The sequence below is a fragment of the Pseudomonas machongensis genome, from assembly GCF_034961125.1.
Lineage (GTDB): Bacteria > Pseudomonadota > Gammaproteobacteria > Pseudomonadales > Pseudomonadaceae > Aquipseudomonas > Aquipseudomonas machongensis.
The window spans coordinates 17,572-39,370 of sequence record NZ_JAYFUI010000095.1; the positions used below are offsets into that span (position 1 = coordinate 17,572).

The 21,799-nt window shown below is 64.2% G+C and carries 24 protein-coding genes; 15 read left to right on the forward strand and 9 right to left on the reverse strand.

Features of this window, described 5'->3' with window-relative positions; genetic code table 11:
• Positions 1-184 precede the first annotated feature (184 nt).
• Positions 185-784, reverse strand: a complete 600-nt coding sequence (locus tag VA602_RS10065; protein WP_323453143.1) for a LysE/ArgO family amino acid transporter — start codon at positions 782-784, stop codon at positions 185-187.
• Between the two features lie 126 nt (positions 785-910).
• Here VA602_RS10065 and VA602_RS10070 point away from each other — a divergent pair, with 126 nt between their 5' ends.
• From VA602_RS10070 to VA602_RS10080, 3 genes are all read left to right on the forward strand, one after another.
• Positions 911-1,801 carry a LysR family transcriptional regulator ArgP gene (locus VA602_RS10070; RefSeq protein ID WP_063545988.1) on the forward strand — a complete coding sequence of 297 codons (891 nt, stop codon included), beginning with the start codon at positions 911-913 and terminating at the stop codon, positions 1,799-1,801.
• 49 nt (positions 1,802-1,850) lie between these two features.
• Positions 1,851-2,846: an NAD-dependent epimerase/dehydratase family protein gene (locus tag VA602_RS10075; RefSeq protein WP_065864208.1), complete on the forward strand. Its 996-nt coding sequence runs from the start codon at positions 1,851-1,853 to the stop codon at positions 2,844-2,846.
• An 86-nt stretch (positions 2,847-2,932) separates the two neighbouring features.
• Positions 2,933-3,751, forward strand: coding sequence for an ATPase (locus tag VA602_RS10080; protein WP_323453144.1), 819 nt, complete (start codon positions 2,933-2,935; stop codon positions 3,749-3,751).
• A gap of 72 nt (positions 3,752-3,823) precedes the next feature.
• Here the strand turns inward: VA602_RS10080 and VA602_RS10085 are convergent, their stop codons facing one another.
• Genes VA602_RS10085 through VA602_RS10095 form a run of 3 tightly spaced genes read right to left on the reverse strand, consistent with a single transcriptional unit; the run spans position 3,824 to position 6,381 of the window.
• Positions 3,824-4,873 carry an alkene reductase gene (locus tag VA602_RS10085; protein WP_054893813.1) on the reverse strand — a complete coding sequence of 350 codons (1,050 nt, stop codon included), beginning with the start codon at positions 4,871-4,873 and terminating at the stop codon, positions 3,824-3,826.
• Positions 4,874-4,892: 19 nt separating this feature from the next.
• A complete protein-coding gene (locus VA602_RS10090; RefSeq protein ID WP_054893812.1) occupies positions 4,893-6,065 on the reverse strand; it encodes an MFS transporter in 1,173 nt (390 codons plus the stop codon).
• Positions 6,066-6,078: 13 nt separating this feature from the next.
• Complete coding sequence (locus VA602_RS10095) at positions 6,079-6,381, reverse strand: ArsR/SmtB family transcription factor (protein WP_054893811.1); 303 nt, start codon at positions 6,379-6,381, stop codon at positions 6,079-6,081.
• A gap of 152 nt (positions 6,382-6,533) precedes the next feature.
• Here VA602_RS10095 and VA602_RS10100 point away from each other — a divergent pair, with 152 nt between their 5' ends.
• On the forward strand, positions 6,534-7,106 hold the full coding sequence (locus tag VA602_RS10100; RefSeq protein ID WP_323453145.1) for an acyl carrier protein phosphodiesterase: 573 nt from the start codon (positions 6,534-6,536) through the stop codon (positions 7,104-7,106).
• A gap of 133 nt (positions 7,107-7,239) precedes the next feature.
• Here VA602_RS10100 and VA602_RS10105 read toward each other — a convergent pair whose 3' ends face one another.
• Both VA602_RS10105 and olsB read right to left on the reverse strand, forming a co-directional pair.
• Complete coding sequence (locus VA602_RS10105; RefSeq protein WP_323453146.1) at positions 7,240-8,031, reverse strand: lysophospholipid acyltransferase family protein; 792 nt, start codon at positions 8,029-8,031, stop codon at positions 7,240-7,242.
• On the reverse strand, positions 8,031-8,786 hold the full coding sequence (olsB, locus tag VA602_RS10110; RefSeq protein ID WP_063545976.1) for an L-ornithine N(alpha)-acyltransferase: 756 nt from the start codon (positions 8,784-8,786) through the stop codon (positions 8,031-8,033). The genes VA602_RS10105 and olsB overlap by 1 nt, the downstream gene beginning before the upstream one ends.
• Before the next feature lie 136 nt (positions 8,787-8,922).
• Between olsB and VA602_RS10115 the strand changes: the two genes are divergently transcribed.
• The 7 genes from VA602_RS10115 (at position 8,923) to VA602_RS10145 (ending at position 14,411) form a co-directional block, all read left to right on the forward strand.
• On the forward strand, positions 8,923-9,810 hold the full coding sequence (locus tag VA602_RS10115; protein WP_323453147.1) for an acyl-CoA dehydrogenase middle domain-containing protein: 888 nt from the start codon (positions 8,923-8,925) through the stop codon (positions 9,808-9,810).
• A 51-nt stretch (positions 9,811-9,861) separates the two neighbouring features.
• Positions 9,862-10,941, forward strand: coding sequence for a serine hydrolase domain-containing protein (locus tag VA602_RS10120; RefSeq protein ID WP_323453157.1), 1,080 nt, complete (start codon positions 9,862-9,864; stop codon positions 10,939-10,941).
• A complete protein-coding gene (locus VA602_RS10125) occupies positions 10,938-11,234 on the forward strand; it encodes an amidase (RefSeq protein ID WP_323453148.1) in 297 nt (98 codons plus the stop codon). The genes VA602_RS10120 and VA602_RS10125 overlap by 4 nt, the downstream gene beginning before the upstream one ends.
• A 45-nt stretch (positions 11,235-11,279) precedes the next feature.
• Entirely contained in the window at positions 11,280-11,861 is a 582-nt protein-coding gene (locus tag VA602_RS10130) for a YceI family protein (RefSeq protein WP_054893805.1), read from the forward strand.
• A gap of 1 nt (position 11,862) precedes the next feature.
• The gene (locus VA602_RS10135; protein ID WP_323453149.1) at positions 11,863-13,020 is read left to right on the forward strand and encodes a phospholipase D-like domain-containing protein; all 1,158 of its coding nucleotides are present in this window, start codon (positions 11,863-11,865) and stop codon (positions 13,018-13,020) included.
• A 79-nt stretch (positions 13,021-13,099) separates the two neighbouring features.
• Complete coding sequence (locus tag VA602_RS10140; RefSeq protein ID WP_323453150.1) at positions 13,100-13,678, forward strand: DJ-1/PfpI family protein; 579 nt, start codon at positions 13,100-13,102, stop codon at positions 13,676-13,678.
• 142 nt (positions 13,679-13,820) lie between these two features.
• Positions 13,821-14,411, forward strand: coding sequence for a GNAT family N-acetyltransferase (locus tag VA602_RS10145; protein WP_054893802.1), 591 nt, complete (start codon positions 13,821-13,823; stop codon positions 14,409-14,411).
• Positions 14,412-14,519: 108 nt separating this feature from the next.
• On the opposite strand, the gene VA602_RS10150 is transcribed toward VA602_RS10145, so the two are convergent.
• The gene (locus VA602_RS10150) at positions 14,520-16,043 is read right to left on the reverse strand and encodes a fumarate hydratase (RefSeq protein ID WP_054893801.1); all 1,524 of its coding nucleotides are present in this window, start codon (positions 16,041-16,043) and stop codon (positions 14,520-14,522) included.
• 241 nt (positions 16,044-16,284) lie between these two features.
• Here VA602_RS10150 and VA602_RS10155 point away from each other — a divergent pair, with 241 nt between their 5' ends.
• Positions 16,285-17,205: an iron-sulfur-binding ferredoxin reductase gene (locus VA602_RS10155; RefSeq protein ID WP_323453151.1), complete on the forward strand. Its 921-nt coding sequence runs from the start codon at positions 16,285-16,287 to the stop codon at positions 17,203-17,205.
• A 101-nt stretch (positions 17,206-17,306) separates the two neighbouring features.
• Here the strand turns inward: VA602_RS10155 and pyk are convergent, their stop codons facing one another.
• Positions 17,307-18,761 carry a pyruvate kinase gene (pyk, locus tag VA602_RS10160; RefSeq protein WP_054893799.1) on the reverse strand — a complete coding sequence of 485 codons (1,455 nt, stop codon included), beginning with the start codon at positions 18,759-18,761 and terminating at the stop codon, positions 17,307-17,309.
• 238 nt (positions 18,762-18,999) lie between these two features.
• On the opposite strand from pyk, the gene VA602_RS10165 reads away from it, so the two are divergent.
• From VA602_RS10165 to sbcB, 3 genes are all read left to right on the forward strand, one after another.
• On the forward strand, positions 19,000-19,383 hold the full coding sequence (locus tag VA602_RS10165) for a tol-pal system YbgF family protein (RefSeq protein ID WP_054893798.1): 384 nt from the start codon (positions 19,000-19,002) through the stop codon (positions 19,381-19,383).
• Positions 19,384-19,497: 114 nt separating this feature from the next.
• Positions 19,498-19,857, forward strand: a complete 360-nt coding sequence (locus tag VA602_RS10170) for a PilZ domain-containing protein (RefSeq protein ID WP_054893797.1) — start codon at positions 19,498-19,500, stop codon at positions 19,855-19,857.
• Positions 19,858-19,906: 49 nt separating this feature from the next.
• Positions 19,907-21,343, forward strand: a complete 1,437-nt coding sequence (gene sbcB, locus VA602_RS10175) for an exodeoxyribonuclease I (protein WP_323453152.1) — start codon at positions 19,907-19,909, stop codon at positions 21,341-21,343.
• Positions 21,344-21,399: 56 nt separating this feature from the next.
• Here sbcB and mvaT read toward each other — a convergent pair whose 3' ends face one another.
• Positions 21,400-21,777: a histone-like nucleoid-structuring protein MvaT gene (gene mvaT, locus VA602_RS10180; RefSeq protein WP_063545971.1), complete on the reverse strand. Its 378-nt coding sequence runs from the start codon at positions 21,775-21,777 to the stop codon at positions 21,400-21,402.
• Positions 21,778-21,799: the final 22 nt, after the last annotated feature.

The window sequence follows — 21,799 nt, forward strand, 5'->3', positions numbered from 1 at the left end:
TCCTGATTCAGGTCTGTTTGCGGTTTGCGCAAGGCCGATCACGGGCGGCCCGATGAGCGTCGGCGAGTTTGTACTCTTTGCGACGCAAGGGCTGGATCATAGCACCAGCCCCCGCGCATAACCACGCAACAACTATAGGGAATAGAGGTTCCAGAGCGGTTGGGCCCCGGCGACCAGTGGGGAATCAGCCGAGGATCAGTTGCGCGGCCACGGCGAACATCATCACCGCCACCATCAGGTCCAGCAGCCGCCAGGTCCCGGGGCGTGCGAGCCAGGGTGCGAGCCAGGCGGCGCCCAGGGCCAGGGTGAAGAACCACACCAGCGATGCGCTCGCCGCTCCGGCGACGTAGGCACCGGGCACCGTCTGCTGGGCGCCGAGCGAGCCGATCAGCAGCACGGTGTCCAGGTAGACGTGGGGGTTGAGCAGGGTCACCGCCAGGGCACTGAGCAGCACTGCCCGGCGTGAACGCAGGCCTTGGCCTTGCTGCTGTTCCAGGCTCTGCTTGGAGCAGGCCCGTTGCAGGGCCTTGGCGCCATACCAGATCAGGAACAGCGCACCGCCCCAGCGTGCGGCGGCAAGCAGGGGCGGGTTGTGCGCCAGCACCGTCGCCAGGCCGAACACTCCGGCCGCCACCAGGATCGCATCGCACAGCACGCACAACAGTGCCACCGGCAGGTGATGTTCGCGGCGCAGGCTCTGGGCCAGGACAAAGGCGTTCTGGGTGCCGATGGCCATGATCAGGCCGAAGGCCACCAGCATGCCGTTCAGGTAACTCTGCCACATAACGGGAGCACTCCACGGGCGCCACCTTTGAAGGGCGACGCGTATTCACAAGAAGATGCTGGCCATTGTCGGCAAGGGCGCTGTATAAGAAAAACAAATAGTACTCATCCGGCATTAGGAAAATCGATGTTCGACTACAAGTTGCTCGCTGCCCTCGCCGCCGTGATCGAACAAGGCGGGTTCGAGCGCGCCGCCCAGGTACTGGGGCTTTCGCAGTCGGCCATCTCGCAACGCATCAAACTGCTGGAGGCGCGTGTCGGCCAGCCGGTGCTGGTGCGTGCCACGCCACCGAGCCCGACCGATGTCGGTCGCCAGTTGCTCAACCACGTGCAGCAGGTGCGCCTGCTCGAGCGTGACCTGCAGCGCCAGGTCCCGGCGCTGGATGAAGAGGGCATGCCCGAACGTCTGCGTATCGCTCTCAACGCTGACAGCCTGGCGACCTGGTGGGCCGGGGCAGTGGGGGATTTTTGTGCCGGGCAACGCTTGCTGCTGGACCTGGTGGTCGAAGATCAGGAAGTCGGCCTGCGGCGCATGCGTGCCGGCGAGGTGGCGGCCTGCCTGTGCGGTAGCGAGCGCCCGGTGGCGGGGGCGCGCAGCCAGCCGTTGGGGGCGATGCGCTATCGCGCGCTGGCAAGCCCGGCGTTCATGGCGCGGTATTTTCCGCAGGGGTTCGAGGTGGCGCGGCTGGCCCGTACACCGGCGGTGGTCTTCGGGCCTGACGATTTCCTGCAGCACCGCTACCTGGCGTCATTGGGGATCGAGGACGGTTTCCTGCATCACCTGTGCCCGTCGTCCGAGGGTTTTTTGCGTCTGACCGAAGCCGGGCTCGGTTGGGGCCTGGTGCCTGAACTGCAGGCCCGCGAACAACTGGCCAGTGGCCAGTTGGTGGAAATCTGCAGCGATACTCCCATCGATGTGCCGTTGTACTGGCATCATTGGCGCAACGGCGGGCAACTGCTCGCACAACTGACAGAACACCTGCGCCAGGCGGCGCCAGGTTGGCTGGTGCCCTTGTAGGCACGGGCGGCGTCAACTGCATCTGTAATCTGGCAAGGCGGAGTCTTACATGCGAATTCTGGTCACCGGCGCGAGCGGCTTCATTGGCGGGCGCTTTGCGCGTTTTGCCCTGGAGCAGGGCCTGCAGGTGCGGGTCAACGGCCGCCGTGCCGAAGGCGTGGAGCACCTGGTCAAGCGCGGGGCGCAGTTCATTCCAGGCGACCTGGGCGACGCCGAGGTGGCGCGCCGCCTGTGCCAGGGCGTCGACGCCGTGGTGCATTGCGCGGGGGCGGTGGGCAACTGGGGGCGTTATCAGGATTTTCATCATGGCAACGTGGTGCTCACCGAGAACGTGGTCGAAGGTTGCCTGAAAGAACATGTGCGGCGCCTGGTGCACCTGTCGTCGCCGTCGATCTACTTCACTGGCCGCTCGCGCCTGGACATTCGCGAGGACCAGGTGCCGCGGCGTTTTCACGATCACTATGCGCTGACCAAGCATCTGGCCGAGCAGAAAGTCTTCGGTGCCCAGGAGTTCGGCCTCGAAGTGCTCGCCCTGCGTCCGCGCTTCGTCACCGGCGCAGGGGATGCGAGCATCTTCCCGCGGCTGATGCGCATGCAGGGCAAGGGGCGTCTGGCGATCATCGGCAACGGCCTGAACAAGGTCGACTTCACCAGCGTGCACAACCTCAACGAGGCGCTGCTCAGCGCCCTGTTCGCCGAAGAGCAGGCGCTGGGCCAGGCCTACAACATCAGCAACGGCCAGCCACTGCCACTGTGGGACGTGGTCAATTATGTAATGCGCCAGATGCAGTTGCCGCAAGTCACCCGTTACCGCTCCTATCGCCTGGCCTACAGCCTCGCAGCTGTCAACGAGGCCGCCTGCATGCTCTGGCCCGGCCGGCCGCAACCCACCCTGACACGTACCGCGATGCAGGTGATGAGCAAGGATTTCACACTCGACATCAGCCGCGCCCGGCATAATCTCGACTACCGCCCCAAGGTCAGCCTGTGGACCGCGCTGGATGAATTCTGCGGCTGGTGGCAGCACCTTCCGGGGCAGCAGTGAACCTGTCGGGCGGACGATGGTCATCAGTGCGCCGCCCGGGCGGTTTATAATATGTCTCTTTGCTATTAGTGCGGTCGAACCTACCCATGCGCAACGATGCCCACGATGATTTCGATGATGTGCCGGTCCTGAGGGCGGGTACGCCTGACGATGATGAACTGCTTCCGGCTCACGTGGCCCGCGGCCGCCAGAAAGCCGCGCGGCCAGCCAGCAACGGCCCGCTGTGGGCGCTGCTGCTGGCCTCGTTCATCGCCCTGGCCGGGCTTGGCTGGTGGAGCTTCCAGCAGATCTCGCTGATGGAGCAGCAATTGGTGGCCACTCAGGAGAGCTTTGCCCGCATCAGCGAGGAAGCTGCCGGCCGCCTGCAGGCGATCAGCGGCAAGGTCGATGCCAGCGAGTCGAACAGCAGCACTGGCAGCGAAGCCCTGAAACTGCAGATTCGCCAGTTGCAGGCCAGCCTTGCCGAGCAGAGCAAGCAGCAGGAAGGCGTCGCTGGTCAGGCCGGCGATCTGGGCAAGCGCCTGGAGCAGGTGCTGGCCGATACCCGCGAGCAGCAGAAGGCGGTGACCGAACTGCAGACCCAGTTGCAGGCGCAGCTCAAGGCCGTGAATACGGAACTGACAGCGCTCAAGTCGGGCCAGGTCGATGGCGGCAAGCTCGATGGCCAGCTCAAGAGCCTGAGCAGCGAGGTGGCCGCGATGAAGAAGCAAGGCGCTGCGATCGAGAGCCTGGAGCAGGATGTGCTGGTGCTCAAGAGCCAGGCGGACAACCGTCCGGCCAGCGCGGCTGCCAGTGGCGCGTCGGTGCAGGAGTTCGATGCCTTCCGTGGTCAGACCACCCGCAGCCTCAACACCTTGCAGAGCCAGATCCAGAACCTGCAGCAGCAGATCAACGCGCGGCCCTGATCGCCTGCGCAGGTCAAAAAAAGCCCGCCCCCACGACCATGTGTGGGGGCGGGCTTTTTTTCAGCGTGTGCGTTACATCCGCGGATAGTCGATGTAGCCCACTGGCCCTTTGCCGTAGAACGTCTCGGGGTGCGGCTCGTTCAGCGGCGCATCGGCTGCCAGGCGTGCTGGCAGGTCTGGGTTGGCGATGAACGGGATGCCGAAGGCGACGGCATCGGCCTTGCCGCTGGCCAGTGCTGCGTTGGCGGTGGCCTTGGTGAAGCGTTCGTTGACGATGTAGGGGCCGCCGAACGCCTCTTTGATCAGCGGGCCGATGCTGTCGTCGGCTTCTTTTTCCCGCGAGCAGATGAAGGCGATGCCGCGCTTGCCCAGTTCACGGGCAACGTAGGTGAAGGTCTCGGCGCGGTCGGCGTCGCCCATGTCATGGGCATCGGCCCGTGGTGCGAGATGCACGCCAACGCGCTTGGCGCCCCAGACACCGACCACAGCGTCGGTCACTTCCAGCAGCAGGCGGGCACGGTTTTCCAGCGAGCCGCCGTATTGGTCGGTGCGCTGGTTGGTGCTGCTCTGCAGGAACTGATCGAGCAGGTAACCATTGGCGCCATGGATTTCCACGCCGTCGAAACCAGCAGCCTTGGCGTTCTCGGCACCGGTCCGGTAAGCCTCGACGATGTCAGCGATTTCTTCGGTTTCCAGCGCACGTGGAGTCGGGTAGTCGCTCAGCGGACGCACCAGGCTGACGTGGCCTTTGGGCTGGATCGCGCTTGGGGCCACCGGTAGCTCACCGTTCAGGTACGACGGGTGGGAGATGCGCCCCACGTGCCACAGTTGCAGGAAGATGCGCCCGCCGGCGCCATGCACGGCCTGGGTCACGTTGAGCCAGCCACGGACCTGGTCGTTGGACCAGATGCCGGGGGTGTCGGGATAGCCGACGCCCATCGGCGTGACCGAAGTGGCTTCGCTGAGGATCAGGCCGGCGCTGGCGCGCTGCACGTAGTACTCGGCCATCAGTGCGTTGGGCACGCGGCCCTCGTCGGCGCGGCAGCGGGTCAGCGGGGCCATGATGATGCGGTTGGGCAGCTCGAGGTCGCCCAGGGTGATCGGATCGAAAAGCGTGGTCATATCGCAAGCCTCGCGTAGGTCAGTTGGATGCAGCGGCCAGTTCGGCGTCGTTGTCGCCGCGCTGGTTGAAAGTGATCAGGGTGACGATCAGCGCCAGGACAGCCAGGGCACCTGCAGCCAGCGGTACGCTGGTCAGGCCCAGGCCATGGGCGATGACGCTGCCGCCGACCCAGGCGCCCAGAGCGTTGCCCAGGTTGAAAGCGCCAATATTCAGGGTGGAGACCAAGTTCGGCGCATCCTTGCCGTAGGTGACCACGTTGACCTGCAGCGCCGGAACGGCGGCGAAGGCAGCGGTGGCCCAGAGGAACAGGGTGATTTCGGCGGGCACCAGCGCGTTGCTGGTCCAGCTGAACAGGGTGGAGACCACCGCCATGGTGGCGAACACGCCCACCAGCGTGGCGGCGAGGCGGCGATCGGCAAGCTTGCCTCCGAGGATGTTGCCCAGGGTCAGGCCCAGGCCGATCAGCACCAGGGTCCAGGTCACGCCGCGTGGCGATACGCCGGTAACATCACCGAGCAGTGGCGCGACGTAGGTGAACAGGGCGAACACCGAGGCCGAGAACAGTACGGTCATGCTCAGCGACAACCAGATCCGGGCACCCTTGAGGGAGGCGAGTTCAGCACGCATGTCGACCTTTTCGGCATCCTGTTGCAGGGGCAGAAAGCGGATCAGGCCGATCAATGCGATCACGCCGATGCCGGTCACGGCCCAGAAGGTCGAGCGCCAGCCGGCGACCTGGCCGAGGGCGGTGCCCAGTGGCACGCCGAGCACGTTGGCCAGGGTCAGGCCGGTGAACATCAGGGCCACGGCCGAGGCGCGGCGGTTGGCCGGTACCAGGCTGGCCGCGACCACCGAGCCGATACCGAAGAATGCGCCGTGGCACAGGGCGGTGACCACGCGGGCGAACATCAGCAGGTTGTAGTCGCTGGCCACTGCACACAGCAGATTGCCGACGATGAACACGCCCATCAGCACTACCAATGCCGCCTTGCGTGGCAGACGGGCCGTGGCCAGGGCCATGAACGGCGCTCCGATCGCCACGCCCAGGGCGTAGCCGGTCACCAGCCAGCCGGCGCCGGGAATGCTCACCCCCAGGTCGCGCGCCACATCGGGCAGCAGGCCCATGATGACGAACTCGGTGGTGCCGATGGCAAAGGCGCTCAGCGCCAGGATCAACAGTGAAAGGGGCATTGCAAGGTCCTTGTCAGAGCTCTTGGCTCATCTGCTCGAGGAAGGCCTGGATGGTTTCCTCGTTGCGCTTGAAGAAATGCCACTGCCCGACCTTCTGGCTGCTGATCAGGCCTGCGCGCTGCAAGGTGGCCAGGTGGGCGGAGACGGTCGACTGCGACAGGCCGCAGCGTTGATCGATCTGCCCGGCACAGACGCCGAATTCGGTGCTGTGGTGCTGGTCGGGGAATTGCGCCGCTGGGTTCTTCAGCCAGTTGAGGATGTCTCGGCGGACCGGATGGGCCAGGGCTTTTATTATTTCGTCGAGGTCGAGAGGCATGGTTGGGCTCGTGGTGTGTAGCGGTATATCGCGATGGGGCGAAATATAAATCGGTATTTCGCGATATACAAATATGAAGAGGTTCTGAGCTGAGCTGAAATCGTTATATCGCGTTATAACGATATAAATGGCCACGGTGCTAGAATGCCGCCATGAACTACCTCGCACACCTGCACCTTGGCGGCCCCGCGCCGCAGCAACTGCTCGGCAGCCTGTACGGCGATTTCGTCAAAGGCCCGCTCGAAGGGCGCTTTGCGCCTGAGCTGGAGGCGGCAATCCGGTTGCATCGACAGATCGATCGCTACACCGACAGCCACCCGCTGGTGCTGGCGGCGCTGGCGCGTTTCCCGCGGGAGCGTCGGCGGTTTGCCGGGATTGTGCTCGACGTGTTCTTCGATCACTGCCTGGCACGGCACTGGGCGGATTACGCCGAGCAGCCGCTGGCGCAGTTTACCGACAGCTTTTACCGGGTACTGTTGGCCGAGCCGCAGTTGCCGGGGCGCTTGGCACGCATTGCGCCGTTCATGGCAGCGGATGACTGGCTGGGAGCCTATGGTGATTTCGCCACGCTGGAGCAGGTCTTCAATGGCATTGCCCGGCGCTTGTCGCGGCCGGAAGGGATGGCTGGGGTGATGGATGAGCTGGAGCGGCTGTATGAGCCGTTGCTGGCGGATTTTCGCGAGTTCTACCCGCAGTTGCAGGTGTTTGCGGCTACGGGGCGTTGAGGGTTCGAGGGCTGTCAGGGCCCTATCGCGGGGCAAGCCCGCTCCCACAGGTACCCCATTGTTTTTGGATACAGTGGGGTACCTGTGGGAGCGGGCTTGCCCCGCGATAGGGCCGGTCGACCCACCCCAGCAATCAGGCCGCCCTGGCCTGCCGACGCGGCACCGCCACCTCGACGTCCTCGACCCCGAACAACGCCATCTGAATCGCCTGCTGCGCCATGAACGCCAGCGCCGCACGTTCCTTGCCCTGACTCTCCACCGGCGCCAGCAGGTGAATCACCACCTCCCCCCGCTCCCGGCCAAACAGGCGCATCAAGTGCGAAACCAGGTCATCATCGCCAATGAACGGCGCGATCGGGTCCGGTTCACCGTTGCGCAGGTACTGGATCGCCACTGGCTGCACGGGCGTGCCCTGGTCGATGGCGCCGGCCAGCAGGCGCCCGTGGAAGGTGCGCAAGGCACGGCCATCGGTGGTGGTGCCTTCAGGGAAGATCAGCAACGGTCTGGCCTGGCCCAATTGCTCGCTGATCTGTTCACGCAGACGCTGGGCATCACCCCCGCCACGGCGAATGAACAAGGTGCCGGCCTTCTCCGCCAGCCAGCCGGCCAGCGGCCATTGGCGTACCTCGGCCTTGGACAGGAACGACAGCGGGGTGAGCATGCCCAGTACCGGGATGTCGGTCCAAGACACGTGGTTGCTGACCCACAGCATCGAGCGCTGCGGCAGTTCACCGACGACCTGCACCTCGAAGGGCAGGGCGCCGATCAGGCGTTTCATGAACAGGCAGGTCCAACGTTGCCGTCGCTCGATGGATGCGTGCAGGCCCAAGCGTTCGCCCAGGGCGATGACGCTGGCCATGGCCATTCCCAGCAACAGCACCAGCACCAGGCGCAGGAGGCGGGCACAGGCCCGCAGGCCCGGCATCAGACTGCCGCCTTGAAGTGGCGGGCGTAGCGCGGGCAGAGGTCATCGCGCTTGAGCAGGATGAACACGTCGGCGACCTGGAAGTCTTCGTCCCAGCAAGGCTCGCCACAGATCTTCGCTCCCAGGCGCATGTACGCCTTGAGCAGCGGTGGCATCTCGGTGATCACGTTGTTCGGCAGGGCCAGGCTGGGGAGCGGCTTTTTCGGCTCGGCGCGCAGGTGCTCGTTGCACAGGTAGCGTTCGCGCAGGCGCTGCATGATTGCGTGGGCCTGGATGCCGCCGTCCTGCATGGGGATGCTGGCGCAGCCCATCAGGTAGCTGTAACGACCTTCGTTGAGCACTTCGGCAAGCTCGCCCCAGAGCACGGCGATGGTGCCGCCGTTGCGGTAGTCGGGGTCGACGCAGGTGCGGCCCAGCTCCAGGATCGGACCTTGCAGTTGCAGCAGGCCATGCAGGCTGAATTCTTCTTCACTGTAGAAGCGGCCCAGGCTGCTGGCGGCCTGGTGGTCGAGCAGGCGGGTGGTGGCGACCAACTGGCCGGTGGCCAGGTCGCGCACACCGATGTGGCGGCAGTGGATATCGTAGTCATCCATGTCCAGGCCCAGTTCGGCGCCCTTGAGCTTGGCCTTGAATTCGGCGCTGAACACCTTGAAACGCAGGGCCTGTGCTTCCTGCAGGGCCGCAGCGCCGACCAGGCGTTCGGCTTGCAGACGGCGTTCAGTGCTGTTGTCGCCAGAGCGAGCGATCCGAGTCATTGCGAGTCTCCATAAGCCAGCCAAATAGGGTTGCGGCCGGTCGGCTTTGTTGTGCAAATTCAGCCTAGGTAGGCGCGGTGTCACCTCCATGAATCTTTGGTGATGCTTGCGTGACACCCCTCACGAGGAGCATTCGATGACCTGGTTGCAACGACTCAACGACCCGCTGCGCCAGGCGCTGGCGGCCACCCTGGGCGAGACCTACGCGGCCACGCTGGAGCGCCTGGGCGCTGTCACGCCGTTCGAGCTGGCGGCGCTGGGTGGGCGCGCGATGGATACGCCGGGATTGGCCTTTCTGGTCGGTTACCAGGCAGCCTTGCGTGTGCTCTGGCCCAGCGCGCCTGCTGGATTGGGGGCCTTGTGCGCCACCGAGCGGCGCAGTGTGCGTCCGGCCGACATGCACACCCGCCTCGACGGCTTGCGGCTGAGTGGTCGCAAGGATTTCGTCACCGCCGGCCTCGACGCCGAATGGCTGTTGGTGGCGGCCCGCAGCGAAGCGCAGGGCGAGGGCGCGCGGCTGAGCCTGGCGGTGGTCTACCCCGGTGAGCCCGGCGTGACCCTCGAAGCGTTGCCGACCCTGCCGTTGATGCCCGAGGTCGGCCATGCCCGTGTCGAACTGAAGCACGCGGCCTGCGAACTGCTGGCCGGTGATGGCTGGGATGCCTATGTCAAACCGTTCCGCTCCCTCGAAGACCTCTATGTACTCACTGCGCTGCTCGGATGGCTGCATGGCGTTGGCCAGGAGTGCGCCTGGCCGCAGGCGTTGCGCCTGCGCCTGATCGGCTTGCTCGCCGCCTGTGCCGAGGCCAGTCGGCAGTGCGCCGACAGCGTGGGCTGTCATCTGTTGCTGGCCGGTCTGTTCGCCCAGTTCCAGGCACTGCGGGTCGATATCGACAAGGCCCTGGTCGAAGGCCCCGAACACTGGATGCAGCTCTGGCAACGCGACCAGGGGCTGCTGGCGCTGGCGGCTGCGACCCGGGAAAGGCGCCTGGCCAAGGCCTGGGCTGCTGCAGGATTGTCATGAAGCCCAGGCATCCTCCGCCGATTGACCGCGCGTGAGGTATCGATGGGCAGACTGAAGGTGGTGCTGGGTATTCTCGGGCTGATCGCCCTGCCGGTGTACGCCGAGGAGTGGCCGGGCAGCCACTGGCAGCAGGATCCGACGCAGTACGACTGGCAGGCTGTCGACGCCTATGCCTTCCCGCTGCGCGACGATGCCGTTCGCAGCGGTGTGCGCAGCGATGCACTGCTGATCATTCGTGACGGTCGCGTCCTGTACGAGCGCTACGCCGCCCCTACAAGTGCCGATACCCCGCACCTGACCTGGTCGATCAGCAAGAGCGTGCTGGCCACGCTGTTGGGCGTCGCCCGCGGCGAAGGGCGGTTCCAGCTCGATGATCCGGCCGCCCGCTATTACCCCGCCCTGCGTGAGCATCCGCAACTGCGCCTGGTCGACCTGCTGCACTGGGCCAGCGGCCTGGCCTGGCAGGAAGACTATGAATACGCGCCATTGAAATCCTCGGTAGTGGCGATGCTCTATACCCGCGGGCGCAATGACATGGCGGCCTATACCGCTGGCATGGCGCAAGCCGAGACGCCGGGTGAGCATTTCGCCTATTCCAGCGGCGACAGCAACCTGCTGGCGGCGGCCTTGCGCGGCATGCTCACGCCGGATCAATACGCCGACTATCCCTGGCAGGCGCTGTTCACCCCGCTTGGCATCACGCATGCGGTGTGGGAGCGCGACGCTGCGGGTACCTATGTCGGCTCCTCCTACCTCTACCTCAGTGCTCGCGATCTTGCGCGCATCGGGCTGCTGATGCAGCGCGACGGGCGTTGGCGTGAGCGGCAACTGCTCCCTGCCGACTGGGTGGCCTTCAACCGCACCCTGTTCACCCATGCCGAGCCGGTGCCGGGCGATGCCAACCCTGGCGGGCACTGGTGGCTGAACCAGCCACTGCCGGGCAACCCGACGCCCTGGCCAGACGCACCTACCGACACCTTCGCCGCCCTCGGTCACTGGGGCCAGGCGCTGTACGTGTTGCCCACGCAGAAGCTGGTGATCGTACGCTACGGCGACGACCGCGACGGCAGCTACAGCCACAACGAACTGCTCAAGCGCGTGCTGGCCGTGCTGGCGAAGGAGGGCGCATGAAGCGGATCTTGCTGGTGCTGCTGCTGGTCCTGCTGGCCTCGGGATGGAGCGAACGTCAGGCCCTGTCGGATTTTCCGAGCATTCTCCCGGCGTATTCGGCAAAGGAGTACTGCTCGTGCCGCTTCGTCATGGGGTTTGACGAGGCCTATTGCCGGGCTTATGTGAAGCAGTACCTGCCGTTGGGGCGCCTGGAAGAGGACAGCCGCGCACGCAGCGTTCGCGCCGAAGGCCTGGGACGGCTTAGCGAGGCTGCCTGGCAGGGGCCTCGCGAGGGTTGTCGCTTGCTGCCGTGAAGGCCCGCAGGGTAAGGTGGCTGGCCTTGCTTCACGAGGTTTCACATGTCCACTTTGCTCCGCCTGTTACCCGCCCTGTTGCTGGCCCTGTGTCTGCCCGCCCATGCCAACTGGCATCTGGACGGCGAGTCCTCGCGCCTGTCGTTCATCACCGGCAAGAACGGCGATACTGCCGAGGTGCACCGCTTCCTGGTGTTGCACGGCACCATCGACCGCAAGGGTGTGGCTGGCTTGAGCATCGAGATGGATTCGGTGAGCAGCGGTATCCCGCTACGTGATGAGCGCATGCGTGACGGCCTGTTCGAGGTCGAGCGCTTCCCCGAAGCGACGGTCAAGGCCCAGCTCGACCTGCGGCCGATCAACGACCTGGCCAACGGTGCCCAGCTGGAGTTGCGCCTGCCACTGACCGTGACCCTGCACGGCCAGTCCCACAACTACAACGCGCTGCTGCTGGCCACCCGCCTCGATGAGCGGCGCTTCCAGGTGGTGACCCTCGAGCCGCTACTGTTGCGGGCCGAGGATTACGGCTTGCTGCCAGGGCTGGAAAGCCTGCGCAAGTTCGCCAAGCTCAAGTCCATCAACCCGTCGGTGCCGGTGAATGCGGTGCTGATCTTCACCGCACGTTGACATGCCAGGGCCAGTCTTCCCCTGGCGGGATGGCAACCAGTTCGAACTGCTGATCGACGGCCCGGAATTTTTTCCGCGCATGCTCACGGCGATCGTGCGCGCCGAGCGCCAGGTCGATCTGGAACTGTACCTGGTGGAGGCGGGGGCCTGTGCCGATGCGGTGGTCGAGGCCCTGGAGTCGGCCGCCTTGCGTGGTGTGCGGGTGCGTTGCCTGTTCGACGACTACGGCGCCCTGGCTTTCCCTTCGGCACTGCGCCAACGCTTGCAGGCCGCCGGTGTCGAGCTGCGGCTGTACAACCGCCTGCGCTGGCGCCGGGGCCTGCGCAACCTGTACCGCGATCACCGCAAGCTGCTGCTGGTGGATGAGCACTGGGCGGTGGTGGGTGGCACCGGCGTGACCGACGAATTCTGGACACCGGGGCAGCAGGCGAGCGAGTGGCATGAAGTGATGGTGCGCATGGAGGGGCCGGTGGTGAGTGACTGGCAGGTGCTGTTCGACCGCCAGTGGCACGCCAACCACCGCCGTACCGCCTGGCGCCCGCCCGAGAACTTCGGCCTGTCGCGCCTGCCGAAGATGCCGGCGCAGGGGCAGGGCCTGGGCCGCGTGGCCTATGCCGATGCACGCCAGCACCGCGACATCCCGCATTCGCTGGTCCGTGCGCTGAACAGTGGGCAGCGTCGCATCTGGCTGGCGACGCCGTATTTTCTGCCAACCTGGAGCGTGCGCCGCTCGCTGCGCCGGGCGGCGCAAAAGGGCATCGACGTACGCTTGCTGCTCACGGGCCCACGTACCGACCACCCTTCGGTGCGCTACGCCGGCCATCGTTACTACCCTCGCTTGCTGCGCGCCGGGGTGAGGATCTTCGAATACCAGCCATGCTTCCTGCACCTGAAGATGGCCGTGGTCGACGACTGGGTCAGCATCGGCTCGTGCAACTTCGACCACTGGAACCTGCGCTTCAACCTCGAAGCCAACGTCGAGGCCCTCGACCCGCCGCTGACCGCAGCGGTGCTGGCCAGCTTCACGCGGGATTTCGCCGTGAGCGAGGAGGTCGATCTGGATCACTGGAAGGCCCGACCGCTGTGGCGGCGGGTGCAGCAGCGGATCTGGGGCTGGCTGGATCGTCTGGTAGTCAATCTGCTGGATCGCCGCAACTGAGACCTGCGCCGTATATCGGTCATGGACAAAGCGGACTATCGTGCAGTGATTGTTCCCTGCAAACGAAGGAGTGAATGCGATGACGGCGAAGAAGATTCTCATGCTGGTAGGCGATTACGTCGAGGACTACGAGGTGATGGTGCCGTTCCAGGCTTTGCAGATGGTCGGCCACACAGTGCACGCGGTCTGCCCCGAGAAGATCGCCGGGCAGACCGTGCGCACGGCCATCCACGACTTCGAGGGCGACCAGACCTACAGCGAGAAACCTGGGCACAACTTCGCCCTCAACTTCGATTTCGTCCAGGTGCGTGCCGAAGGGTATGACGCGCTGCTGATCCCCGGTGGGCGGGCGCCGGAGTACCTGCGCCTGGACGAACGGGTGCTGAAACTGGTCAAGGAATTCGACCAGGCGGGCAAGCCGATCGCGGCGGTGTGCCATGGCGCACAGTTGCTGGCGGCGGCCGGGGTGCTCGAAGGGCGTGAATGCAGCGCTTATCCTGCGTGCGCGCCGGAGGTGCGGTTGGCCGGGGGACGGTTCGTGGATATCGCCATCGACCAGGCGCATGTGGATGGCAATCTGGTGACCGCACCGGCATGGCCGGCGCATCCGGCGTGGCTGGCGGCTTTGCTCAAGGTGCTGGGGACGCGTATCGGCTGATTCGCGATAGCGCCGGGTAGCGGTTCTGGAGAAATACCCGTCGCGCAGGGGAAAGGGCGCATGGCGCAGCCGATGTTAGGGTTTCCCCTCAGGCCCGGCTTGGCCGGGCGCTTCACCCACATCGACAGAGCGATCGCCCCGCATGGAAATCCGCCTGCTCCACGGCGCTGCCATCGCGCCTTACATCGATGACATCGCTCGCCTGCGCCTGACATTGCTACGCGAGTTTCCCTACCTCTACGAGGGTACGCCGGAGTGCGAGGCCGATGCGCTTCGCCGCTACATCGACTGCGAGTGCAGCCTGGCGATCCTGGCAGTGGACGAGGGGCGGGTGGTCGGTGCCTCGACCGGTCTGCCGCTGAGTGACAAGAGCGAGGCGTTGCGCCAGCCGTTTCTCGAGCAGGGGCGCGATCCGCGTACAGTCTATTATTTCGGCAAGTCGGTGTTGCTGCCGGCTTATCGCGGGCGGGGATTGGGTGTGCGTTTTTTCATCGAGCGTGAGTCCTATGCGCACAAGTTGGGCGGCTTTCATTACTGTGCGTTCAGCGCCGTCGAACGGCCCAATGGCCATCCGCGACGACCCGACGACTATAAGCCGCTACACGGCTTCTGGCGTAATCGTGGCTTCCTGCATCAGCCGTCCATGCGTGCGTCGTATGCCTGGCGCGATCTTGATGAAGCGGATGAGTCAGACAAGACGCTGTCGTTCTGGCTCAAGGATCTGTTGTTGTGATCCTGGGCTAAAACGGCAGCGCCCCGTTCGCGGGCAAGCCCGCTCCTTGTAGGAGCGGGCTTGCCCGCGAACGGGGCGCTGCTGTTTCAGCCTGGGATTAAAGCAGCCTTACTTCACTTCAACAGCCAGGCTCTGGGCAATCTTGTTCTGCCACAGCGCAGGGCCGGTGATGTGCACCGACTCGCCATTGCTGTCCACCGCGACGGTGACCGGCATGTCCTTGACGTCGAACTCGTAGATCGCTTCCATGCCCAGTTCGGCGAACGCCAGGACCTTGGACTTGCGAATCGCCTGGGCCACCAGGTAGGCGGCGCCGCCAACGGCCATCAGGTACACGGCCTTGTTGTCCTTGATCGCCTCGATGGCGGTCGGGCCGCGCTCGGACTTGCCGATCATGCCCAGCAGGCCAGTCTGCTCGAGGATCTGCCGGGTGAACTTGTCCATGCGCGTAGCAGTGGTCGGGCCGGCAGGGCCGACCACTTCGTCACCGACCGGATCGACCGGGCCGACGTAGTAGATGAAGCGGCCTTTCAGATCCACCGGCAGCTCTTCGCCACGGTTGAGCATTTCGACCATGCGCTTGTGTGCAGCGTCACGGCCGGTGAGCATCTTGCCGTTGAGCAGGATGGTCTCGCCCGGTTTCCAGCTGGCGACTTCTTCGGGGGTGATCTCGTCGAGGTTGACGCGACGTGCGCTCGGGCCGGCTTCCCAGACGATTTCCGGGTAGGCATCCAGCGACGGCGCTTCCAGCTCTGCCGGGCCGGAGCCATCGAGCACGAAGTGGGCGTGACGGGTGGCGGCGCAGTTGGGGATCATGCACACCGGCAGCGAAGCGGCGTGGGTCGGGTAGTCCATGATCTTGACGTCGAGCACGGTGGTCAGGCCGCCCAGGCCCTGGGCGCCGATGCCCAGCTGGTTGACCTTCTCGAACAGCTCCAGGCGGATCTCTTCGATGCGGTTCTGCGGGCCACGGGCTTTCAGTTCATGGATATCGATCGACTCCATGAGCACTTCCTTGGCCATGACTGCGGCTTTCTCTGCTGTACCGCCGATGCCGATGCCCAGCATGCCAGGCGGGCACCAGCCAGCGCCCATGGTCGGGACGGTCTTGAGCACCCAGTCGACGATCGAGTCGGACGGGTTGAGCATGGCCATCTTCGACTTGTTCTCCGAACCGCCGCCCTTGGCTGCGACGTCGACTTCGACCTTGTCGCCGGGCACGATGGAGTAGTGGATCACCGCCGGGGTGTTGTCCTTGGTGTTCTTGCGGGCACCGGCCGGGTCGGCCAGGATGGAGGCGCGCAGGACGTTTTCCGGCAGATTGTAGGCGCGGCGCACGCCCTCGTTGATCATGTCGTCCAGGCTCATGGTCGCGCCGTCCCAGCGCACGTCCATGCCAACGCGCACGAACACGGTGACGATACCGGTGTCCTGGCAGATCGGGCGGTGGCCGGTAGCGCACATGCGCGAGTTGATCAGGATCTGGGCGATGGAGTCGCGGGCAGCGGGCGATTCTTCACGCAGATAGGCTTCGTGCATCGCCTGGATGAAATCGACGGGGTGGTAGTACGAGATGAATTGCAGGGCGTCGGCAACGCTCTGAATCAGGTCGTCTTGCTTGATCACGGTCATGCAGCGCGCTCCTCTTAAAGACGGGAACATTCGTAAAGGCATCGACACAGCCGACCAGCGCGTCGAAAGGCCTTGCAAGGCGCACCGGCAGGTCAGGCCGGCACAAAAAGGGCGCGGCAGTATAGCGCGGCTGCCCGTGGGAAACACCTGCGAGTGGTCTGGACCATGGTCGGCCGCTGCCAGGCATCGTTCTTGCTGGCGCTCTGTACAATGGCAACAGACTTCAGGAGACCCTTCGTACATGCCCGATCTTCGTGTGGGCGAGCGCTGCATCAGCGTTCCAACCGGCAGCAACCTGCTCGATGCCCTCAATGGCGCCGGCCTGAACGTGCCCTACAGCTGCCGGGCCGGCAGTTGCCACGCCTGCCTGGTGCGTTGCGTCGATGGCGAGCCGCAGGACGCCCGGCCCGAAGCCTTGCCGGACGACAAGCGTGAGCAGGGCTGGCGATTGGCATGCCAATGCCGGGTGGCCGGCGATATGCGGGTTGCCGTGTTCGATCCCTTGACCGACGGCCTGCCTGCGAAGGTGATTGAGGTCGATTGGCTGGGCGATGTGTTGCGTCTGCGGCTGCGACCCGAGCGTGGCCTGCGTTATCGGGCCGGCCAGCATCTGGTGCTGTGGCTGGGGTCGGTGGCGCGACCTTATTCGCTGGCAAGCCTGCCGGGCGAGGATGAATTTCTCGAATTTCATATCGACTGCCGACGTCCAGGCGCCTTCTGCGACCAGGCGCGGGGCTTGAAAATTGGCGACCAGATGGTTCTGGGGGAGCTCAGAGGGGGCGCGCTGCACTACGACCCCGACTGGCAGGAGCGGCCGCTGTGGTTGCTGGCGGCAGGTACCGGCCTAGCCCCGCTGTGGGGCGTTGTGCGAGAGGCTTTGCGTCAAGGCCATCGGGCAGAAATCAAGGTGATGCATGTGGCATGCGACGCTGCCGGGCATTACCTGCAACCCGCGCTGCACCAGATGCATGGCATCGATGCCGAATGCGTGCTGCAGGAACATCTTGAGGAGGCGCTTGCCAGCTTGCGTCCGACCTCTCGCCAGACCATCGCTTTGCTCTGTGGATCGCCCGCAAGTGTCGAGCGCTTCGCGCGCAGATTGTTCATCGCCGGTGTGCCGAGAAATCAGGTGTTGGCTGACGTGTTCGTCGAGCATGCCTGACTTCTTGCAGCACCACGGCCTATCGCGGGCTACCAAAAAAAGACCGCTCCGAAGAGCGGTCTTTTTTGGGGGCGCCTGAGGCCGTTGCCACGGCTTGGGCATCAACCAACCAGCGGATCACCGACGTGCAGGATCTTCATGCCGTTGGTGCCACCGATGGTGTGGTAGCTGTCGCCCTTGGTCAGGATCACCCAGTCACCCTGTTCGACCAGCCCACGCTTGAGCAGCTCGTCGACAGCCGCCTGGCTGACCTTGTCGGCCGGCAGCGAAGCCGGATCGAAGGCGATCGGGTACACGCCGCGGAACATCGAAACGCGGGCCTGGGTCGCGCGGTGCGGCGACATGGCGAAGACCGGCACATGCGAGCGCAGGCGCGACATGATCAGCGGGGTGTAGCCGCTTTCGGTCAGGGCGATGATCGCCTTCACGCCAGGGAAATGGTTGGCGGTGTACATCGCCGCCAGGGCGATGCTCTCGTCGCAGCGCTCGAAGGTGGTGTGCAGGCGGTGGCTGGACTTCTGGTTGGTCGGGTGCTTCTCGGCGCCCAGGCAGATGCGCGCCATGGCTTGCACGGCTTCGATCGGGTACGAGCCGGCGGCGCTTTCGGCCGACAGCATCACCGCATCGGTGTTGTCCAGCACGGCGTTGGCCACGTCGGATACTTCGGCGCGGGTCGGCATCGGGTTCTGGATCATCGACTCCATCATCTGGGTCGCAACGATCACCGCTTTGTTGTTGCGGCGCGCGTGCTGGATGATCTTCTTCTGGATGCCGATCAGCTCGGCGTCGCCGATTTCCACGCCGAGGTCGCCACGGGCAACCATCACCGCGTCGGAAGCAGCGATCAGGCCGTCGAGGGTTTCGTCGTCGGCAACGGCTTCGGCACGCTCGATCTTGGCCACCAGCCAGGCGCTGCCGCCGGCTTCGTCACGCAGCTTGCGTGCGTATTCCATGTCCTTGGCGTCACGCGGGAAGGAGACGGCCAGGTAGTCCAGGTCCATTTCCGCGGCCAGTTTGATGTCGGCCTTGTCTTTTTCGGTCAGGGCCGGTGCAGTCAGGCCGCCACCTTTGCGGTTGATGCCCTTGTGGTCGGACAGTGGGCCACCGACGATCACCACGCAATGCAGCGCGTCGGCAGTAGCGGTTTCGACGCGCATGACCACGCGACCGTCGTCGAGCAGCAGCTCGTCACCTACACCGCAGTCCTTGACCAGGTCGGGGTAGTCGATGCCGACGATATCCTGGTTGCCTTCGGTGAGCGGGTGGGCGGTGGAGAAGGTGAACTTGTCACCGATCTTCAGTTCGATGCGCTTGTTGCTGAACTTGGCGATACGGATCTTCGGACCTTGCAGGTCGCCCAGCAGTGCGACGTGGCGGCCGTTCTTGGCGGCGATGTCGCGGATCAGGCGAGCGCGGGCCTTGTGCTCGTCCGGAGTGCCGTGGGAAAAGTTCAGACGTGCCACGTCCAGGCCGGCGAGGATCAGTTGTTCGATCACTTCCGGCGAGTTGCTGGCGGGGCCCAGGGTGGCGACGATTTTGGTACGGCGGATGGTCATGCACAGACTCCTATAGTGAAGCGCAGCGAAAGGCTACTCCTCAATTGAGCTGTAGTCATTGTTCCGTTGCACTACCTTGCAGGTTGGCGAGAGGGTGGTTGCACCGTCGGCAGCACCCTACAAGCAGCAGGTTACAGGTAGACGCTTGCCGCCGGGCGTCTGCGGGATGAAGCGTGCATCGGCGCGCTGAAGAAATCGGGGCGCAGGCCGATATACTGCCCATCAAAGGAGAATTCCCATGCGAGCCCTGATCGTGTTAACCATGGCGGCCAGTGTCGTCGGCTGCACCCGTTGGTCCATGGACCATCACCTGAACAACGCCTACCGTGCCTACGACCGTGGCGATTGCCAGCGCGTGATGCTGGAGCTGTCGCAGGTCGATCGCACCAGCCGTGCCCGCCCGTTCATCCATCCGGAAGTGGCGATGCTGCGTGGCCAGTGCCTGGAGCGGCAGAAACTCTATGTCGATGCAGCGCAGACCTACCAGTTCCTGATTCAGCGCTACCCGCAGAACGAGTATGCCTACCGTGCCCAAGCGCGCCTGCAGACCCTGGAGCAGCTTGGCCATCTGCGTGGTGAGCCTGCGGTGACCCGCCCTGCGCCGACTACCCCTTTGCGTTAATACCAAGGTGACAATGATTTCATCCGGGCCGCCGCTCAGGCTAAGCTAGGCTGTAAAGTAGGTGTAACGCTCACCGCCAGTACCTGGTCTTCCTGGCATAGGGTACGGAGAATCATGTTCATCGAACGTCAGATCGATCGTCATCAACTGCCTTACGTGCTCAAGGTCTTCAACCGGTTGACCGATCAGGAGATTGGCTACCTGGGGAATGCCTCCGAGGATGGGGTCATGGTGATCAGCCAGCTCCCGATCATGGTCGGCCCGGATTTCGAGCTGCAATTGCGCGTGCCGCTTGCAGGCGGTGGCCATCAGTTCATCAATCTCACCGCCAGTTGCCTGTGGAGCCGCGAGGACCAGACCCCGGGGCATTACGATGCCGGCTTCATGCTGTTACAGGCGCCGCGCGAGTACGAGGAGTTCGTGCGCTCGCTGCGCGACTTCTTCAGTTTCAGGCCGATGAACGAGTCGGCCTGAAGGCGTTCCTCCGGTAGACTCGTCCGCGAACTTTGTACAGGACGACACCGTGAGCTCCAGCATCTTCTGGCACGACTACGAAACTACCGGTATCAATCCGCGCTGCGATCGGCCGTTGCAGGTTGCAGGCGTACGCACCGATTTCGAACTCAACGAGATCGACGAACCGGTCAACCTGTATTGCCGCCCCTCCGACGACATCCTGCCGCACCCCGCCGCCTGCCTGGTAACCGGTATCACCCCTGAACAACTGATCGCCAAAGGCTTGGGGGAAGCGGAGTTCATGACCAGGGTGCATGAACAGCTGTCGCGCCCCGGCACCTGTGGCGCAGGCTACAACACCTTGCGCTTCGATGATGAAGTCACTCGCTACAGCCTCTACCGCAATTTCTTCGACCCCTACGCCCGTGAGTGGCAGGGTGGCAACAGCCGCTGGGACTTGATCGATGTAGTGCGTACCGCCTATGCCCTGCGCCCGGAAGGTATCGTCTGGCCGCAGCAGGAGGGGCGCACCAGCCTGCGCCTGGAGTTGCTGAGCAAGGCCAACGGCATCGACCACGGTCATGCCCACGAGGCCTTGTCCGATGTCCGGGCCACCATCGCGTTGGCTCGTCTGATTCGCCAACGCCAGCCCAAACTTTATGACTGGTTGTTCCAGTTGCGTAGCAAGCACAAAGTCATGGAGCAGATTCGCCTGCTCCAACCGCTGGTGCATATCTCCGGGCGCTTCTCCAGCGAACGTAGTTACCTGGGGGTGGTATTACCCTTGGCCTGGCACCCGCGTAATCGCAATGCACTGATTGTGTGCGACCTGCACATGGAAACCTTGCCTTTAATAAGGGAAAGTGCCGAGGTATTGCGTTCGCGCTTGTACACGCGGCGCGAGGAGTTGGCTGACGGCGAATTGCCGGTTCCGCTGAAGTTGGTGCACATCAACAAGTGCCCGGTGGTGGCGCCATTGAACGTATTGCGCCCGGTCGATCAACAGCGACTGGGTCTGGATATGTCGCTTGTTCAGTCTCGCGCCGAACAATTGATTCAGCAGCATGACGCGTGGCGGGACAAGCTGGAGAGCGTTTACAGCGCTGATGAATTCGCACCCAGCGAAGATCCTGAGCAACAGTTGTACGAGGGATTTCTCGGGGATCGTGATCGTCGCCTGTGCGAGCAAGTTCGTTTGAGCGAGCCGCGACAGTTGGGGCAGGGGCACTGGATGTTCGATGATGCGCGCATGCCCGAGCTATTGTTCCGTTATCGAGCGCGCAACTTTATCGACACGCTGAACGAACAGGAGCAACAACGCTGGCATCGCTTTTGCCAGCAGCGCCTGAGCGATCCGCAGCTGGGCGCGCCCAACACCCTGGGCGATTTCGAGCAGGCGGCGCAGGCGAGTCTGGCCAATGCGGACGATGCCGGGCGGCAGGTGCTGGAGGCCTGGCTGGCGCATGCCGGGAAACTGCGAATGCACTATGGGTTGGCAGAATAAATAAAAACGCCGGCGATCAGCCGGCGTTTTGTTGAAGCCATACGCAATTGTCTGGATCAGTCCAGCAGGGTTGCCCAGCTTTCAACCACGTCACCACCCCACTTGGCTTTCCATTCTTTCAGGGTCTTGTGGTTGCCGCCTTTGGTTTCAATCACTTCACCGTTGTGCGGGTTTTTGTATTGCTTGACCTTGCGAGCACGTTTGGTGCTGGTGGTCTTGGCAGCGCCACGTGGGGCCTTGCTCAGTTTCGATTCCGGGTCGAGCAGGGCAATCACGTCACGCAGCGACTTGGAGTATTCGCCCATCAGTGCGCGCAGTTTGCCTTCGAATTCCAGCTCTTTCTTCAGCTTGTCATCTTGCGACAGGTTGGCGAGGCGAGCTTGAAGTTCCTTGATAGCTTCTTCGGTGGCGCGGTATTCGTTGATCAGGGACATGGAGTGTTCCTTGGTGAATGTA

Excerpts from the sequence above, each read along its gene's own strand:
- VA602_RS10065 (WP_323453143.1), bottom strand. The coding sequence starts at position 784 with ATGTGGCAGAGTTACCTGAACGGCATGCTGGTGGCCTTCGGCCTGATC.
- VA602_RS10070 (WP_063545988.1), top strand. The coding sequence starts at position 911 with ATGTTCGACTACAAGTTGCTCGCTGCCCTCGCCGCCGTGATCGAACAA.
- VA602_RS10075 (WP_065864208.1), top strand. The coding sequence starts at position 1,851 with ATGCGAATTCTGGTCACCGGCGCGAGCGGCTTCATTGGCGGGCGCTTT.
- VA602_RS10080 (WP_323453144.1), top strand. The coding sequence starts at position 2,933 with ATGCGCAACGATGCCCACGATGATTTCGATGATGTGCCGGTCCTGAGG.
- VA602_RS10085 (WP_054893813.1), bottom strand. The coding sequence starts at position 4,873 with ATGACCACGCTTTTCGATCCGATCACCCTGGGCGACCTCGAGCTGCCC.
- VA602_RS10090 (WP_054893812.1), bottom strand. The coding sequence starts at position 6,065 with ATGCCCCTTTCACTGTTGATCCTGGCGCTGAGCGCCTTTGCCATCGGC.
- VA602_RS10095 (WP_054893811.1), bottom strand. The coding sequence starts at position 6,381 with ATGCCTCTCGACCTCGACGAAATAATAAAAGCCCTGGCCCATCCGGTC.
- VA602_RS10100 (WP_323453145.1), top strand. The coding sequence starts at position 6,534 with ATGAACTACCTCGCACACCTGCACCTTGGCGGCCCCGCGCCGCAGCAA.
- VA602_RS10105 (WP_323453146.1), bottom strand. The coding sequence starts at position 8,031 with ATGCCGGGCCTGCGGGCCTGTGCCCGCCTCCTGCGCCTGGTGCTGGTG.
- olsB (WP_063545976.1), bottom strand. The coding sequence starts at position 8,786 with ATGACTCGGATCGCTCGCTCTGGCGACAACAGCACTGAACGCCGTCTG.
- VA602_RS10115 (WP_323453147.1), top strand. The coding sequence starts at position 8,923 with ATGACCTGGTTGCAACGACTCAACGACCCGCTGCGCCAGGCGCTGGCG.
- VA602_RS10125 (WP_323453148.1), top strand. The coding sequence starts at position 10,938 with ATGAAGCGGATCTTGCTGGTGCTGCTGCTGGTCCTGCTGGCCTCGGGA.
- VA602_RS10130 (WP_054893805.1), top strand. The coding sequence starts at position 11,280 with ATGTCCACTTTGCTCCGCCTGTTACCCGCCCTGTTGCTGGCCCTGTGT.
- VA602_RS10135 (WP_323453149.1), top strand. The coding sequence starts at position 11,863 with ATGCCAGGGCCAGTCTTCCCCTGGCGGGATGGCAACCAGTTCGAACTG.
- VA602_RS10140 (WP_323453150.1), top strand. The coding sequence starts at position 13,100 with ATGACGGCGAAGAAGATTCTCATGCTGGTAGGCGATTACGTCGAGGAC.
- VA602_RS10145 (WP_054893802.1), top strand. The coding sequence starts at position 13,821 with ATGGAAATCCGCCTGCTCCACGGCGCTGCCATCGCGCCTTACATCGAT.
- VA602_RS10150 (WP_054893801.1), bottom strand. The coding sequence starts at position 16,043 with ATGACCGTGATCAAGCAAGACGACCTGATTCAGAGCGTTGCCGACGCC.
- VA602_RS10155 (WP_323453151.1), top strand. The coding sequence starts at position 16,285 with ATGCCCGATCTTCGTGTGGGCGAGCGCTGCATCAGCGTTCCAACCGGC.
- pyk (WP_054893799.1), bottom strand. The coding sequence starts at position 18,761 with ATGACCATCCGCCGTACCAAAATCGTCGCCACCCTGGGCCCCGCCAGC.
- VA602_RS10165 (WP_054893798.1), top strand. The coding sequence starts at position 19,000 with ATGCGAGCCCTGATCGTGTTAACCATGGCGGCCAGTGTCGTCGGCTGC.
- VA602_RS10170 (WP_054893797.1), top strand. The coding sequence starts at position 19,498 with ATGTTCATCGAACGTCAGATCGATCGTCATCAACTGCCTTACGTGCTC.
- mvaT (WP_063545971.1), bottom strand. The coding sequence starts at position 21,777 with ATGTCCCTGATCAACGAATACCGCGCCACCGAAGAAGCTATCAAGGAA.